The sequence below is a fragment of the Curtobacterium sp. SGAir0471 genome (assembly GCF_005490985.1).
In the GTDB taxonomy this organism is placed as follows: Bacteria; Actinomycetota; Actinomycetes; order Actinomycetales; family Microbacteriaceae; genus Curtobacterium.
Window position 1 is genome coordinate 1389022 of the sequence record NZ_CP027869.1, and the last position, 15040, is coordinate 1404061.

Below are 15040 nucleotides of genomic sequence, written 5' to 3' on the forward strand. Positions count from 1 at the left end.
GATCCCGCGCCGGACCGCGTCGGGTGTGCGCGAGACGTCACCGGCTGCGAGTAAGCTAGGAGTGTTCCAACCAAGCTGGGAACCAGCAATGTGCGGGCTTGGTGCGCCCCTCGCGGCGCACGACGCTTCCGCCTCGCCGGTTCCGGGCAACGTCTTCCGAGAGGTAACAGTGCGTTCGAATCGCCGTATACGTTGGGCGGCCGTCCCGGTGGCCGTCGGTCTGGTCATCGCACTGGCTGGCTGCACGCAGCAGCAGATGAACGGATGGCTCCCCGGGACCGAGGAGACGAAGGACGTCACGAACCACACGAGCCGCGTCGTCGGCCTGTGGACCACCAGCTGGGTCGTCCTGCTCGCGGTCGGTCTCATCGTGTGGGGCCTGATCATCTGGGCGGCGATCGTCTACCGCCGCCGCAAGGGCCAGACCGGCCTGCCGGTGCAGATGCGGTACAACATGCCGCTCGAGATCTTCTACACGATCGTGCCGCTCATCCTCGTGCTCGGCTTCTTCGCCTTCACCGCGAAGGACCAGTCGGCGATCGAGAAGCCGTTCACGGACCCGGACGCCACGATCCACGTGTACGGCAAGCGCTGGGCGTGGGACTTCAACTACATCAACAAGGACAACCCGCAGGACAGCGTCTACTACCAGGGCATCCAGGCCCAGGAAGAAGAGAACGGCAACGGCGCGATCGACGAGTCGCAGCTCCCGACGCTCTACCTGCCGGTCGGCAAGAAGGTCGAGATCGAGCTCTCCTCGCGCGACGTCGACCACTCCTTCTGGGTCATCGACTTCCTCTACAAGAAGGACATGCTCCCGGGCAAGACGAACTACGAGTACTTCATCCCGCAGAAGGAAGGCACCTACCAGGGCAAGTGCGCCGAGCTCTGCGGTGAGTACCACTCCCTGATGCTCTTCCAGGTGAAGGTCGTCTCGGACTCGGAGTACCAGCAGTACCTCGACACGCTGCGTGAGCAGGGCAAGGTCGGTCTCCTCGGCAACGAGTACGACACCAACACGAACGAACCGAACAACCAGGCGCCGGTCGAGGCGTCGAGCGAGAACAAGTAGGGGTCCGTCAGATGACAACGTCACTCGTCGGCCAGCCGACAGCGCCGACGACGCCGGACTTCCAGGCGTCGAAGGTCGGTCGGAAGGGCAACATCATCGTCCGGTGGATCACCTCCACCGACCACAAGACCATCGGGTACATGTACCTGATCGCCTCGTTCATCTTCTTCCTGCTCGCGGGCGTCATGGCGCTCGTGATCCGTGCGCAGCTCTTCGAGCCCGGCCTGCACGTGGTCGAGACGAAGGAGCAGTACAACCAGCTCTTCACCATGCACGGCACGATCATGCTGCTGATGTTCGCGACGCCGCTCTTCTCGGGCTTCGCGAACGCGATCATGCCGCTGCAGATCGGTGCGCCGGACGTCGCGTTCCCGCGTCTGAACGGGTTCGCCTTCTGGCTGTACCTGTTCGGCTCGCTCATCGCCGTCGGTGGCTTCCTCACCCCGCAGGGCGCCGCGTCCTTCGGGTGGTTCGCCTACGCGCCACTGAGTGACACGACGTTCACACCGGGCCTCGGCGGGACGCTCTGGGTCTTCGGCCTCGGCATGACCGGCTTCTCGACGATCCTCGGCGCGGTGAACTTCATCACGACGATCATCACGATGCGTGCCCCGGGCATGACGATGTTCCGCATGTCGATCTTCACGTGGAACACCCTCGTGACGTCGCTGCTCGTGCTGATGGCCTTCCCGGTCCTCGCCGCCGCGCTCTTCGGCCTCGGCCTCGACCGCGTGTTCGACGCGCAGATCTACAACCCGGCCAACGGCGGTGCCCTGCTCTGGCAGCACCTGTTCTGGTTCTTCGGCCACCCCGAGGTGTACATCATCGCGCTGCCGTTCTTCGGCATCGTGTCCGAGGTCTTCCCGGTCTTCAGCCGCAAGCCGATCTTCGGGTACAAGACCCTCGTCTACGCGACCATCTCCATCGCGGCCCTGTCGGTCACGGTGTGGGCGCACCACATGTACGTCACCGGTGGCGTCCTGCTCCCGTGGTTCTCGCTCATGACGATGCTCATCGCGGTCCCCACCGGCGTGAAGATCTTCAACTGGGTCGGCACGATGTGGCGCGGTTCGGTCACCTTCGAGACCCCGCTCCTCTGGGCCGTCGGCTTCCTCATCACGTTCACGTTCGGTGGTCTCACCGGTGTGATCCTGGCGTCGCCGCCGCTCGACTTCCACGTGTCGGACTCGTACTTCGTCGTCGCGCACTTCCACTACGTGGTCTTCGGCACCGTCGTGTTCGCGATGTTCTCCGGCTTCTACTTCTGGTGGCCGAAGTGGACGGGTCGCATGCTCAACGAGCGCCTCGGCAAGATCCACTTCTGGCTGCTGTTCATCGGCTTCCACACCACGTTCCTCATCCAGCACTGGCTGGGCGTCATCGGCATGCCGCGTCGCTACGCGACCTACCTGCCGAACGACGGGTTCACCTGGATGAACCAGCTGTCGACGATCGGCTCGATGATCCTCGCGATCTCGTTCCTGCCGTTCATCTTCAACGTCTACGTGACGGCACGGAACGCACCGAAGGTCGCCGTGAACGACCCGTGGGGCTACGGCCGCTCGCTCGAGTGGGCGACCAGCTGCCCGCCGCCGCGCCACAACTTCACCTCCATCCCGCGGATCCGTTCCGAGTCCCCGGCGTTCGACCTGAACCACCCCGAGGCCGGTGTGCCGATCGGTGTGGGTCCGGCGAAGGACGCCCCGGACGCTCCGACCTACGACGCCGCGAAGGGCGAGGTGAAGTAAGGCGATGCGCGCCAACACCAACCTGTTCTGGATCCTGTTCGTCTTCTTCGTCCTCGCGGACGCCGCGTACACCATCTGGGCGCTGATCTACTACGGCCGCCCGGAGTGGGTCGGCACCGTGGCGATCGGCCTCACCGGGATCATGTCCGCGTTCATCGCGTTCTACCTCGGCAAGGTGATGTCGTCGCAGGGCGGTGTCCTCCCCGAGGACCGTCCGGACGCCAACATCGAGGACGGCGACGCCGAGCTCGGGCACTTCAGCCCGTGGTCGTGGTGGCCGATCCTGCTCGCCGGTTCGACGGGCATCTGCTTCCTCGGCCTCGCAGCCGGCCTCTGGATCGTGCCGATCGGGCTCGCGCTCGTCACCGTCACGCTCGTCGGCTGGGTCTACGAGTACTACCGCGGCAACTTCGGACACTGATCCGATCCACCTGACACCTCGGGCGGCACCACATCCGGTGCCGCCCGAGGTGCGTCCGGGGCCCGTACCCCACCCGGACCGAGCTCTCGGCCCGGAGCGGGTATCCCGGAACCACAGGGAATCAACCGGCCCGCGCGCGGCTTGACCCGTGCGGACCCCGCAACCACAGCGAAAGGACTCACCTCCGGTGACCGACAAGCGCACCCTCATCATCTTCGGCGCGACGGGCGACCTCGCCTCCCGCCTGCTGCTCCCGGGACTCGGAACGTTCCTGCAGAGCGGTCGAGCGGTCCCCGTCCAGCTGATCGGCACGGGCCGCAGCGCCCGCAGCGCGGAGCAGTGGAAGGACGTCGTCACGAAGTCCTTCGCGTCGCAGGACGTCAAGGGTCCCGAGGTCGACGCGACCCTCGAGTCCACGACCTTCATCCAGGGCGACCCGACCGACCCCGAGCACCTCAAGGCGCTGCTCGACGCGGCCGACGCCGAGCCCATCCTGTACTTCGCCCTGCCGCCGCAGATCGCGTCGGACATCTGCGAAGCGCTGCAGGGCGTCGAGCTCCCCGAGGGCACGACCCTGGCGTTCGAGAAGCCGTTCGGTACCGACGTCGCGAGCGCCGAGGCACTGAACAAGACGGTCCTCGAGCTCGTCCCCGAGGAGCGCGTGCACCGCACCGACCACTTCCTCGGTCGCACCACGGTCCTGAACATCATCGGTCTGCGCTTCGCGAACCGGCTGTTCGAGCCGATCTGGAACGCGGACAACATCGAGAAGGTCGACGTCTTCTACGACGAGACCCTCGGCCTCGAGAACCGCGCGCAGTACTACGACGAGGCCGGCGCCCTGGTCGACATGATCCAGTCGCACCTGCTGCAGATCCTCGGCCTCGTGACGATGGACGCCCCGGCCGCGATCGACGCGGTCGAGTTCCGCTCGTCGCTCGCCCGGGTCCTCCGTTCCACCCGCCTCAAGGGTGACGACCCGAAGATCGCCTCGCGCCGCGCCGTCTACACGGCCGGCACGATCGACGGCAAGGAGCTGCCGTCGTACCAGGACGAGGACGGCGTCGACAAGTCGCGTGGTACCGAGACCCTGGCGGAGATCGAGGTCGAGGTCGACACGGCCCGCTGGAAGGGCGTCCCCTTCACCCTCCGTTCCGGCAAGGCGCTCGGCGCCAGCCGCAAGGAGGTCCTCATCACCTTCAAGCCGGTGACGCGTCTGCCATCCGGTCTTTCCGGTCGCCCGAAGGCGGACACGCTGCGCATCGTCCTCAACCCGGACGAGATCGAGCTGAGCGTGTCGGCGAACGGCGGTGGCAACCCGTTCGAGATGGGGCAGGTCACCCTGTCGTCGTCCTTCGACGACGGCGAGCTCACCCCGTACGGCGAGGTCCTCAACGGGATCTTCCACGACGACCCGCTGCTGTCGATCCGCGGTGACGTCGCGGAGCGCTGCTGGGAGATCGTCGAGCCGGTCGTGGACGCCTGGAAGTCGGGCGACGTCCCACTCGAGGAGTACCGCGCGGGCTCGCGCGGCCCGGCGGACTGGGAGTCGTCGTCCTGACCGACGCGGTCTCCTGACGGAGCCCCCTGACGGACGGGAGGCGCGGTGCCGGCTGGCACCGCGCCTCCCGTCCGTCCGTGTGCCGGTTCCCGTCCGTCTGCGCGCCGGTTCCCGCCCGCCGCACCGGGCATGGGGGGCCGTTGCGCGCATCGGAGGCGCGGCGGGACGGCTCGCGATGGGCGGATCAGCCTCCTCCGCGCAGTGCGGCCCGGGCTCAGGACGGGGCGCCGGCCCGGCGGCCGCCACCCGTCCACGAGCGCGTGCCCCCGTCGTGCACGGCGAGGCGCGTCCGGTGCCCCGACGAGGTCCCTCGGGCCCGGGCGATCGCGTCCGCTGCGGACACGAGCGTCAGGTGGGAGAGCACCTGCGGGGTGTTCCCGATGTGGTGCCCGGTCGCGACGTCGATCTCCTCGGAGAGCATGCCGACGTCGTTCGCGTACCCGACGAGCACGTCCATCAGGCGTTCGGCGTCCTCGACCCGTCCGGAGGCGGCGTACTGCTCGACGAGCCAGAACGAGCACGCGAGGAACGGGTGCTCGCTGCCGGACAGCCCGTCGAACCCGGAGGTCGTCCGGTACCGGAGGACGAGCCCGTGGTCGCCGACGCGCAGGTCCTGCTCGATCGCGGCGACCGTCCCGGTCATGCGCGGGTCGTCGGCGGGCACGTACCCGATCTGCGGCAGGACCAGCAGGCTCGCGTCGACCTCGTCGGTGTCGTAGTGCTGCCGGTAGCTGCCGCGCTCGGCGTTCCAGCCGTGCTGCTCGATCTCGGCGCGGACCTCGTCGCGCAGCTGGCGCCACCGGTCGACGGGGCCCTCGAGCCCGAACTCCTCGACGGCGGCGACCCCGCGGTCGAACGCGGCCCAGATCATCGCTCGCGAGTGCGTGAAGTGCCGCCGCGGCCCGCGCATCTCCCAGATGCCGTTGTCGGGCTGCTGCCAGTGCTCCTCGACGTAGCCGAGCAGGGCGCGCTGCAGCGCCCACGAGTCGGCGTTCTCCTCGACGCCGAGCTCTCGGGCGTCGTGCAGGGCAGCCAGGACCTCACCGAAGACGTCGCCCTGGTACTGCGTCGATGCGCCGTTGCCGAGCCGCACCGGGGTCGAGTCGAGGTACCCGGGCAGCTCGTCGAGCGTGCGTTCGGGCAGTTCGCGTTCGCCCGCGATGCCGTACATGATCTGCACGTCGGCGGGGTCGCCGGCGATCGCGCGGAGCAGCCAGCCCCGCCAGTGCATCGCCTCGTCCCGGTAGCCGTGGGCGATGAGCGAGGCGAGCGCCAGGGAGGCGTCGCGGAGCCAGACGTACCGGTAGTCCCAGTTGCGTTCACCGCCCGGGTCCTCCGGGAGGCTCGTCGTGGCCGCCGCCACGACGCCGCCGGTCTGCCCGTGGGTCATCGCACGCAGCAGCAGCAGGGAGCGTCGGCTCGCCTCGGCGTAGGGACCCTCGGTGTGCGCGGTCGCCATCCAGTCACGCCACCAGTGCTCCGTCGCCTGCAGTGCGGCGTCGACGTCGAGCGGCTCCGGCGGCTCGCGGTGCGACGGGTACCAGGTGAGCACCGTGTCGACGACGTCGCCGTCGTGCACGGTGACTGCGTGCGTGTGCCGGTGGTCGTCAGCGCGGAATCGCACGCCGCGGACGACGACGGAGCCGGGGCCGGCGGTCGCGAGGAGCGCGGGGTCCTCGTCACCGCCGATCTGCCGGACCCAGGGGAGCGCCCTGGCGTAGTCGAAGCGGATGCGCAGGGTCTGTTCGACCTCGACCGAGCCCTGCAGGCCGCGCACCCGACGGATGATCGCCGCTCGATGGGCGCCGATCGGCATGAGGTCGGTGACCTCGACGACGCCGGTGGACGTGGTCCACACGGTGGAGAGCACGAGGGTGTCGGGGTGGTGGTGCCGTGTGCTCGTGGCCTCGGGGTCGGTCGGGCGGAGCGACCAGTGCCCGTGGTCCTCGGTGCCGAGCAGCGACGCGAAGGTCGAGGGGCTGTCGAAGCGGGGCAAGCACGCCCAGTCGATCGTGCCGTCGCGGCCGACCAGGGCTGCCGTGTAGGTGTCGCCGATGAGGGCGTGGTCCTCGATGCGGTTCAGCGGGGTCGCGGTGCTCATGGCTCGATCCTGGCACCGGCGACCGCCGAGCGGCCCGACGGCGCTGAAGGTGTGCACAGCGCGGGCGTCGGAGCAGCCTGTGCAGGGTTCAGAGCGGGGCTGACGGGTCCGCGTCAACCAGGCCGACCCGGCTGAGCTCCGCCCACATCCCGGCACCGTCCGGCGCGTACACCCACGGAGCGGATCCGGCGCGCGTGCGTTCCTGCGCGCGGGACCGCCCACCGGCGAGGACCGCCTCGCTGGTGGACAGCTGGCGGATGGCGACGCCGGCGACGTTCTCCGGGTGCTCCCGGGCGAACTCGCCGTAGAGGGTCTCGTCGTGCTGCCCGTCGTCACCGACCAGCAGCCACTGCACGTCCGGGAAGTCGCTGGCGAGCCGCCGGAGGTTCTGCTGCTTGTGGAGCTGCCCGCTGCGGAAGAAGCGGTCGTGGGTCGGGCCCCAGTCCGTCAGCAGGAGCGTGCCGGACGGGTACATGTTCCGGGTCAGGAAGCGCTGCAGGGTCGGCGCGACGTTCCACGCCCCGGTCGACAGGTACACGGTGGGGGCGCCCGGGTGCTGCGCGAGGACGCGTTCGTAGAGCACGGACATCCCCGGGACCGGGCGGCGCGCGTGCTCGGTGAGCACGAACGAGTTCCACGCCGCGAGCATCGGGCGGGGGAGCGAGGTGACCATGACGGTGTCGTCGATGTCGGAGAGCAGGCCGAAGCGTGTCTCCGGGTCCACGATGAACACGTCGGCCTCGACGTCGCGCATCCCACCGGCCGAAAGGCGCACGGTCTGCCAACCGGGTTCGAGGTCGATCGGGACCTTCACGTCGACCACGCCGCCGCGGTCGGACTGCACCACGTGCGTCGTCCCGCCGGCCGTCACGGTGACCTCGGCGTCGTCGACGGCCACGCTCGTGAAGCTCCGCCAACCGCGCACGCCGTAGTACGAAGCGTCGGACGCGAGACCTCGACGCGTCAGCAGCACCCGGCAGAGCACGCGGATCCAGCCCGGTGCGCCGTAGCCCGTGTACGGGATCACGGTCGGCACGAGGCCACGCCGACGAGCCCGGTGCTCGCGGAACTCCTGGACGGCGTCCTCGATCCGGGCGGCCCGGTGGAGGATCGGTTCGGCCAACGACGGCTCGTGGGGCGTCGGGTCGGGCATGGCCCCATCCTTCCACGCGAGGAGCGCCGACGCCGGTCGCGCGACCGCGCCACAGGGGTGAGTCGCAGCCACGTTCCAGCCGGTCTGTGCGAGAGTCCTCTCCGTCACATCCCACATGACCGCGCTCCGCCGGGAGCGCAAGAGGAGAACACGTGCTCGTCACCGAGGTATCGAACGCACTGCCGGGGGGATCATCACTGCTCAGGAACGAGCCGGTCCAAGCCCGCAGTTCGGCGCGCCTCGCGGGACTCCTCGACGCCGCGGCGGCCGTGATCGACGAGATCGGGTTCGAGCGGCTGACCACCGCCATGGTGGCCGAGCGCGCGGGGGCGTCGATCGGCACGGTCTACCGGTACTTCCCGGACCGCATCGCCGTGGTCGAGGCACTGGCGATCCGGAGCACCCAGCGGCTCGCCGAGCGCTTCCTCACCGCGCTCGACGAGAGCGACGCCACGACGTGGCAGGACGCGCACGACGCGCTCATCGACGCGACCGTCGAGATGTACCGGTCGGAGCCGGGCTTCCGGGCGATCCGCTTCGGTGACCCCGCGGACACCGGCACCGGTGACGCCGAGGACCGCATGGCCGCGCTGGGGGCGGCCGTTGCGCAGATCCTGCACGACCGGTTCGGCTACCCGCTCGGCGAGCGTCCGGAGCGTGCGTGGGTCGTGCTGGCGGAGTCGGCCCACGCCGTGATCGCTCGGGCGCTCCGCGACCGGTCCGCTCCCGACACCGCGCTCATCGAGGAGTACCGCACGATGAGCCGTGCCCACCTAGAGGCGGTCGCCGCAGCAGCCTGACACGGAGCCGCCCGGTCCGCAGTCGCCCGCGCGACGCGCCCGACCGACACACCGGACCATCCACCGACGCCCGTGCTCCCGAACAGGGAGTGCGGGCGTCGTTGTCCGCGAGCCGTCATGACCGGTCACGGTGGAACGCTGTCCTCGATGCGCGGGTACGCTCGTGCGGAGTCGGGCTACCTCCGAACAGAAGGGCACCCACATGATCGAGTTCCGCTCGGTGCGCAAGACGTACCCGGACGGCACCAACGCGGTCGACGACTTCAGCCTCGTCATCCCGTCGCGGACGACCACCGTCTTCGTCGGCTCCAGCGGCTGCGGCAAGACGACCCTGCTCCGCATGATCAACCGGATGGTCGACCCGTCGTCGGGGACGGTCGAGATCGACGGCGAGGACGTCGCCGGGGTCGACCCCGTGCAGCTCCGTCGCCGCATCGGGTACGTCATGCAGAACGCCGGGTTGCTGCCGCACCGGAAGGTCGCCGACAACATCGCGACCGTCCCGCTGCTGACCGGCGTCTCCAAGGGGGAAGCGCGTGCTCGTGCGCTCGAGCTGATGGACACCGTCGGCCTCGACCGGGCCTTCGCGGACCGGTACCCCTCCCAGCTCTCCGGCGGCCAGCAGCAGCGCGTCGGCGTGGCGCGTGGTCTCGCCGTCGACCCGAACGTCCTGCTCATGGACGAGCCGTTCGGCGCCGTCGACCCGCTGGTGCGGAACGACCTGCAGGACGAGCTCATCCGCCTGCAGCGGGAGCTCGGCAAGACCGTCGTCTTCGTGACGCACGACATCGACGAGGCGTTCAAGCTCGGCGACCAGGTCGTCATCCTGAAGAAGGGCGGCGAGATCGCGCAGCTCGGCACCCCCGCCGAGATCCTGGCCGAGCCCGCTGACGACTTCGTCGCGAACTTCATCGGTGCCGGGCGCGGACGGCGTGCCCTGCGCGTCGAGCAGACCCCGACCGGACCGATCGTCGTCGACGGTGACGGTCGGGCGGCCGGCGTGCTGACGGGCCCGGTCCAGGTGGTCGACGCCGCAGCCGCGGTGCCGCAGGCAGCAGAGGCCGGGGCGCGTGACACCGCCCCGGGTGCTCCGGCGCAGGGTGGGGGACCGCGGTGAACTGGATCCTGTCGAACCTCGACACGATCAGTGACGCCACGATCGCGCACCTCGCGATCGCGATCCCACCGATCATCATCAGCTTCCTGCTCTCCATCCCGATCGGCTGGGTGGTGGTCCGACTGCAGCGGCCGGGCGGATCGCGCTTCGCCGCCGGGCTCGGCAGCGGCATCGTGACCTTCGCGGGACTGCTCTACGCGATCCCGTCGCTGGCGCTCTTCGTCGCGCTGCCGGGCATCATCGGGACGAGCCTGCAGAGCCCGGTCAACGTGATCATCAGCCTGACGATCTACGGCCTGGCGCTCATGGTCCGCTCGACGGTGGACGGCCTGACCTCGGTCGACGCCGGCACGAAGGCGGCCTCGACAGCCATGGGCTACTCGACCGTGCAGCGCTTCTTCCGTGTGGAGCTGCCGCTCGCCGGCCCCGTCCTGCTCGCGGGCCTGCGGGTCGTCACGGTCTCGACGATCTCGCTCACGACCGTCGGCGCCGTGCTCGGCATCCAGAGCCTCGGATCGCTCTTCACCGACGGACTCGCGCGTGGCATCTACGAGGAGATCCTCTCCGGCATCGTCATGGTCCTCGTGCTCGCCTTCGCGCTCGACGGCCTGCTCGTGGCGCTCGGCCGACTGGTGATGCCGTGGACGCGCCGCGCACCCCGGAGCCGTCGCACCGCGCGCCGGGTCCTGCAGCGGGCGGAGGTCGTCTCGTGATCATCGGTCAGGCCTTCGGCTGGGTGTTCGACCCCGCCAACTACACCGGCTTCAACGCGATCCCCGAGCGGCTCTGGGAACACGTGTGGATCACCCTGCTCGCGGTCGCCATCGCGTCGCTGATCGCGGTCCCGATCGGGTACGCGATCGGGCACACCGGCCGGGCGCGCGGCTTCTCGATCGCCCTGTCCGGCGGCATCCGCGCACTACCCACGCTCGGCGTGCTGTCGCTCTTCGGCCTGTTGCTCGGCATCGGGCTCGAGGCACCGCTGCTCGCCCTCGTGGTCCTGGCGATCCCGTCGGTGCTCGCCGGAGCGTACGCGGGCATCGAGTCCGTCGACCCGGTGACGATCGACGCCGCGAAGGCCCAGGGCATGACCGGCTGGCAGGTCCTCTGGAAGGTCGAGGTCCCGCTGGGCCTCCCGCTGCTGATCGGCGGCATCCGGTCGGCCGTGCTCCAGGTCGTCGCGACCGCCACCCTGGCCGCCTACGTCGGCGCCGGAGGTCTCGGCGGCTACTTCTTCCTCGGCCTCAAGACCCAGGACTACGCCGAGATGCTCGGCGCGTCCGTCCTCGTGATCGCACTCGCGATCGCGTTCGAGATCGTGTTCGCCGCACTGCAGCGGGCGTCGGTGCCGAAGGGCACCCTCGACCCGTCCGCGCGGCAGCGCCAGGGATCGCGCGAGCGAGCCCGCAATCCCATCCCGGAAGGAAACCCATCGTGATCACAGCACGGATCCGCGTCGCCCTCGCCGCCGCAACGGCACTCGGCGTCGCAGCAGCCCTGACCGGCTGCTCGTCGGGAGACCCGCTCAGCAGCGGCTCCAGCGCGTCCTCCGACTCGAAGACGATCGTCATCGGCTCGCAGCAGTACTACTCCAACGAGATCATCGCCGAGCTCTACGCCCAGGTGCTCGAGAAGGACGGCTTCACCGTCCAGCGCAACTTCAACATCGGGCAGCGCGAGGTCTACATCCCGCAGCTCGAGAAGGGCGCCATCGACGTCATGCCGGAGTACAGCGGCAACCTGCTGCAGTACTTCGACAAGGAGTCGACGGCCAAGAGCGCCGACCAGATCGACGAGGCGCTCGAGAAGGCCCTGCCGAAGGGCCTGCGCGTCCTCGACGAGGCCGAGGCGACGGACCAGGACAGCTACACCGTGACGAAGCAGTTCTCCGAGGAGAACGACGTCACGAGCCTGTCCGACCTGAAGAACGTCAAGGAGAAGCTGACCGTCGGCGCGAACTCCGAGTTCCAGACCCGCCCGTACGGGCCCGAGGGCCTGAAGTCGGTCTACGGCGTGGACGTCGACTTCACGGCGATCGAGGACTCCGGCGGCGCCCTGACGGTGAAGGCGCTCAAGGACGGCACCGTCCAGCTCGCCGACATCTACAGCGCGGACCCGAGCATCAAGGCGAACGACTTCGTCTCGCTGAAGGACCCGGAGAACCTGATCCTGCCGCAGAACGTCATCCCGGTCGTCTCCGACAAGGTCGACGAGAAGGCTGCCGACGCCATCGACGAGGTGAACGAGAAGCTCACGACCGACAAGCTCATCGAGCTGAACGAGAAGAGCGTCACGGACAAGGAGAAGGCGTCCCAGATCGCCAAGCAGTTCCTCCAGGACGAGGGTCTGCTCTAGTCGGCCGGCGCGCGGCGCCGACCAGGATCGAACGACAGGTGTCGGGCTTCGGCCCGGCACCTGTCTTCGTTCGTGGACGGCGTTCCCAGGCACCGTCGTTCCGCACGGTTGTGCCGACCAATGCCGCTGCACGTTCGTGCAGAGTGCGTCTCTACAACTTGTCGAAGCAGGTGTCCGGCCGGTAGCGTGGAGGTGTCCCGACGGGGTGACAAGTACTAGTTCCTCCTCTCGGAAGAGGCATCTCTCGTGCACGAACAGCGCGCGGCGGACCGGCTCGGACACGCCGCATGAACGACATCCTCGACCCCCTGATCCTGTCGCGGTGGCAGTTCGGTCTGACGACGATCTACCACTTCCTCTTCGTCCCGCTGACCATCGGCATGGCGCTCGTCGTCGCCGTGTTCCAGTCGGCGTGGGTGCGGACCGGGCGTGCGCACTACCTGCAGCTGACCCGGTTCTTCGGTCGCATCTTCCTCATCAACTTCGCGATGGGCGTCGTCACCGGCATCGTGCAGGAGTTCCAGTTCGGGATGAACTGGTCGAACTACTCGCGGTTCGTCGGTGACGTGTTCGGGGCGCCGCTCGCGCTCGAGGGCATCCTCGCGTTCTTCTTCGAGGCGGCGTTCATCGGCATCTGGATCTTCGGCTGGGACCGCCTGCCGCGGGCCCTGCACCTGGCGAGCATCTGGTGCGTCAGCGTCGGCACGATGATGTCGGCGTACTTCATCCTGGCGGCGAACGCCTTCATGCAGCACCCCGTCGGCTTCGCGATCAACGAGGCGAAGGGCCGCGCCGAGCTCACCGACATCTGGGCCGTCCTGACGAACAAGGTCGCGCTGGCCGCCTTCCCGCACACGCTCTTCGGTGCGTTCATGGTCGCGGCCTCGGTCATCATCGCGGTCGCCGCCTGGCACCTCGCCCGCAACCAGAACCTCGAGACGATGATGCCGGCGCTCAAGTTCGGCATGTGGACGATGCTCGCGTCCGGTGCGCTGACCGTGCTGTCCGGCGACCAGCTCGGGCTGACGATGGTCGACACGCAGCCGATGAAGATGGCCGCGGCCGAGGCGCTGTACAACACCTCGACGGGCAAGGACGCCTCGTTCTCGATCTTCACGCTCGGCACCCCCGATGGGGTCCACGAGCTGTTCTCGATCCGCATCCCGTACCTGCTGTCCTTCCTGTCGACCCACACCTTCACCGGCACGGTCGAGGGCATCAACGACCTGCAGGCGCAGTACTCGCAGGTCTACGGCCCCGGTGACTACAAGCCGATCATCTGGGTGACCTACTGGTCGTTCCGCTGGATGATCGCCCTCGGTGTCGGCGCGGTCCTCGTCTCGGTCGTCGGCCTCTGGCTGACCCGCAAGGGCCGGTTCCCCACGCAGCGCTGGGTCTGGCGCGTGGCGACCTGGTCGGTCCCGCTCCCGATGGCCGCGATGATCATGGGCTGGGTCTTCACCGAGATGGGTCGTCAGCCGTGGCTGGTGTTCGGCCTGCTCCGCACGGCGGACGGTGTCTCGCCGAACGTCACCGGGGTCGAGGTCCTCATCTCGCTCGTGGTGTTCACGCTGATCTACGGTGCGCTCGCGGTCGTCGAGTTCAAGCTCATCAAGAAGGTCGCGCAGGAGGGCCCCGCCGCCCCTGCGGAGGTCGACGAGGCCACCGGCGAGGTCAAGCACGAAGTGACGGTGTACTGAGATGGACCTGCCCGTTCTCTGGTTCGCGATCGTCGGACTCTTCTTCGTCGGGTACTTCGTCCTCGACGGCTTCGACTTCGGCGTCGGCATGTCCCTGCCGTTCCTCGGCAAGGACGACACCGACCGCCGTGTCCTCATCAACACGATCGGCCCGGTCTGGGACCTCAACGAGACGTGGGTGATCGTCGCCGGGGCCTGCCTGTTCGCGGCGTTCCCGGAGTGGTACGCGACGATGTTCTCCGGCTTCTACCTCGCGCTGCTGCTCATCCTGGTGGCGCTCATCGCCCGCGGGGTGTCGTTCGAGTACCGCCACCAGCGGAAGCACCCGGAGTGGAAGCGCCGCTTCGACCTGATGATCGTCGTCGGCAGTGCCGTTCCGGCGTTCCTGTGGGGCGTGGCGTTCGGCAACGTCGTCCGGGGCATCCCGATGGACGCCGGACACAACTTCACCGGCACGTTCCTCGACCTGCTCAACCCCTTCGCGCTGCTGACCGGGCTCGCCACCCTGCTGGTGTTCTTCACCCACGGCGTGGTGTTCGTCGCGCTGAAGACCGAGGGCGACATCCGCGAGCGGGCGAAGCGCCTGGCGACCCGGGCGGGCGTCCTGACGATCGTCGTCGCCGCCGCGTTCCTGGTGTCCATGGCGTTCGTCCGCGCGACCCCGGCCAGCCTCGTGCTCTCGGTCGTCGCCGCACTCGCGCTCGTCCTGGCCGTGCTCTGCACCGTCTGGGGCAAGGAGGGCCGCGCGTTCACGCTGATGGCGGTCACGATCGCCGCGGTGGTCCTCGCGATGTTCACGGCGATCTTCCCGGACGTCATGCCCGCGTCGAACGACCCGGCGAACAGCCTGAACGTCACGAACGCGTCGAGCGGCCAGTACACGCTGACGGTGATGAGCTGGGTGGCGCTGGTCTTCGTGCCGCTCGTGCTCGCCTACCAGGCGTGGACCTACTGGGTGTTCCGGAAGCGCGTGTCCCGGGCGCACATCGACCAGGCCGCGCACTAGGAGACC

The 15040-nt window shown here is 68.8% G+C and carries 13 protein-coding genes; 11 read left to right on the top strand and 2 right to left on the bottom strand.

From position 1 onward, the window contains the following. Positions 1-169: 169 nt before the first annotated feature. The 4 genes from ctaC to C1N91_RS06385 all read left to right on the top strand — a co-directional run bounded on the left by ctaC (position 170) and on the right by C1N91_RS06385 (position 4802). Positions 170-1072 carry an aa3-type cytochrome oxidase subunit II gene (gene ctaC, locus C1N91_RS06370; protein WP_137768695.1) on the top strand — a complete coding sequence of 301 codons (903 nt, stop codon included), beginning with the start codon at positions 170-172 and terminating at the stop codon, positions 1070-1072. Between the two features lie 11 nt (positions 1073-1083). Next, positions 1084-2820: an aa3-type cytochrome oxidase subunit I gene (gene ctaD, locus C1N91_RS06375; RefSeq protein WP_058729753.1), complete on the top strand. Its 1737-nt coding sequence runs from the start codon at positions 1084-1086 to the stop codon at positions 2818-2820. A gap of 4 nt (positions 2821-2824) precedes the next feature. Beyond that, positions 2825-3241, top strand: a complete 417-nt coding sequence (locus C1N91_RS06380; protein ID WP_137767063.1) for a cytochrome c oxidase subunit 4 — start codon at positions 2825-2827, stop codon at positions 3239-3241. A 187-nt stretch (positions 3242-3428) separates the two neighbouring features. Beyond that, positions 3429-4802: a glucose-6-phosphate dehydrogenase gene (locus tag C1N91_RS06385; RefSeq protein WP_058729755.1), complete on the top strand. Its 1374-nt coding sequence runs from the start codon at positions 3429-3431 to the stop codon at positions 4800-4802. A gap of 214 nt (positions 4803-5016) precedes the next feature. Here C1N91_RS06385 and C1N91_RS06390 read toward each other — a convergent pair whose 3' ends face one another. Then, positions 5017-6903 carry a glycoside hydrolase family 15 protein gene (locus C1N91_RS06390; protein ID WP_137767064.1) on the bottom strand — a complete coding sequence of 629 codons (1887 nt, stop codon included), beginning with the start codon at positions 6901-6903 and terminating at the stop codon, positions 5017-5019. An 88-nt stretch (positions 6904-6991) separates the two neighbouring features. Beyond that, positions 6992-8056, bottom strand: coding sequence for an App1 family protein (locus C1N91_RS06395; protein WP_058729757.1), 1065 nt, complete (start codon positions 8054-8056; stop codon positions 6992-6994). 152 nt (positions 8057-8208) lie between these two features. Here C1N91_RS06395 and C1N91_RS06400 point away from each other — a divergent pair, with 152 nt between their 5' ends. From C1N91_RS06400 to cydB, 7 genes are all read left to right on the top strand, one after another. Continuing rightward, a complete protein-coding gene (locus tag C1N91_RS06400) occupies positions 8209-8856 on the top strand; it encodes a TetR/AcrR family transcriptional regulator (RefSeq protein WP_058729758.1) in 648 nt (215 codons plus the stop codon). 202 nt (positions 8857-9058) lie between these two features. Further along, complete coding sequence (locus tag C1N91_RS06405; RefSeq protein WP_058729759.1) at positions 9059-9973, top strand: ABC transporter ATP-binding protein; 915 nt, start codon at positions 9059-9061, stop codon at positions 9971-9973. Beyond that, positions 9970-10686: an ABC transporter permease gene (locus C1N91_RS06410; RefSeq protein WP_137767065.1), complete on the top strand. Its 717-nt coding sequence runs from the start codon at positions 9970-9972 to the stop codon at positions 10684-10686. Before C1N91_RS06405 ends, C1N91_RS06410 begins: the two co-directional genes overlap by 4 nt. Then, the gene (locus C1N91_RS06415) at positions 10683-11411 is read left to right on the top strand and encodes an ABC transporter permease (protein ID WP_137767066.1); all 729 of its coding nucleotides are present in this window, start codon (positions 10683-10685) and stop codon (positions 11409-11411) included. The genes C1N91_RS06410 and C1N91_RS06415 overlap by 4 nt, the downstream gene beginning before the upstream one ends. Continuing rightward, positions 11408-12328, top strand: a complete 921-nt coding sequence (locus tag C1N91_RS06420; RefSeq protein WP_137767067.1) for an ABC transporter substrate-binding protein — start codon at positions 11408-11410, stop codon at positions 12326-12328. Before C1N91_RS06415 ends, C1N91_RS06420 begins: the two co-directional genes overlap by 4 nt. Positions 12329-12615: 287 nt before the next feature. Further along, entirely contained in the window at positions 12616-14028 is a 1413-nt protein-coding gene (locus C1N91_RS06425; protein WP_137767068.1) for a cytochrome ubiquinol oxidase subunit I, read from the top strand. 1 nt (position 14029) lies between these two features. After that, positions 14030-15034 carry a cytochrome d ubiquinol oxidase subunit II gene (gene cydB, locus C1N91_RS06430; RefSeq protein WP_137767069.1) on the top strand — a complete coding sequence of 335 codons (1005 nt, stop codon included), beginning with the start codon at positions 14030-14032 and terminating at the stop codon, positions 15032-15034. The last annotated feature ends 6 nt before the right edge of the window (positions 15035-15040 follow it).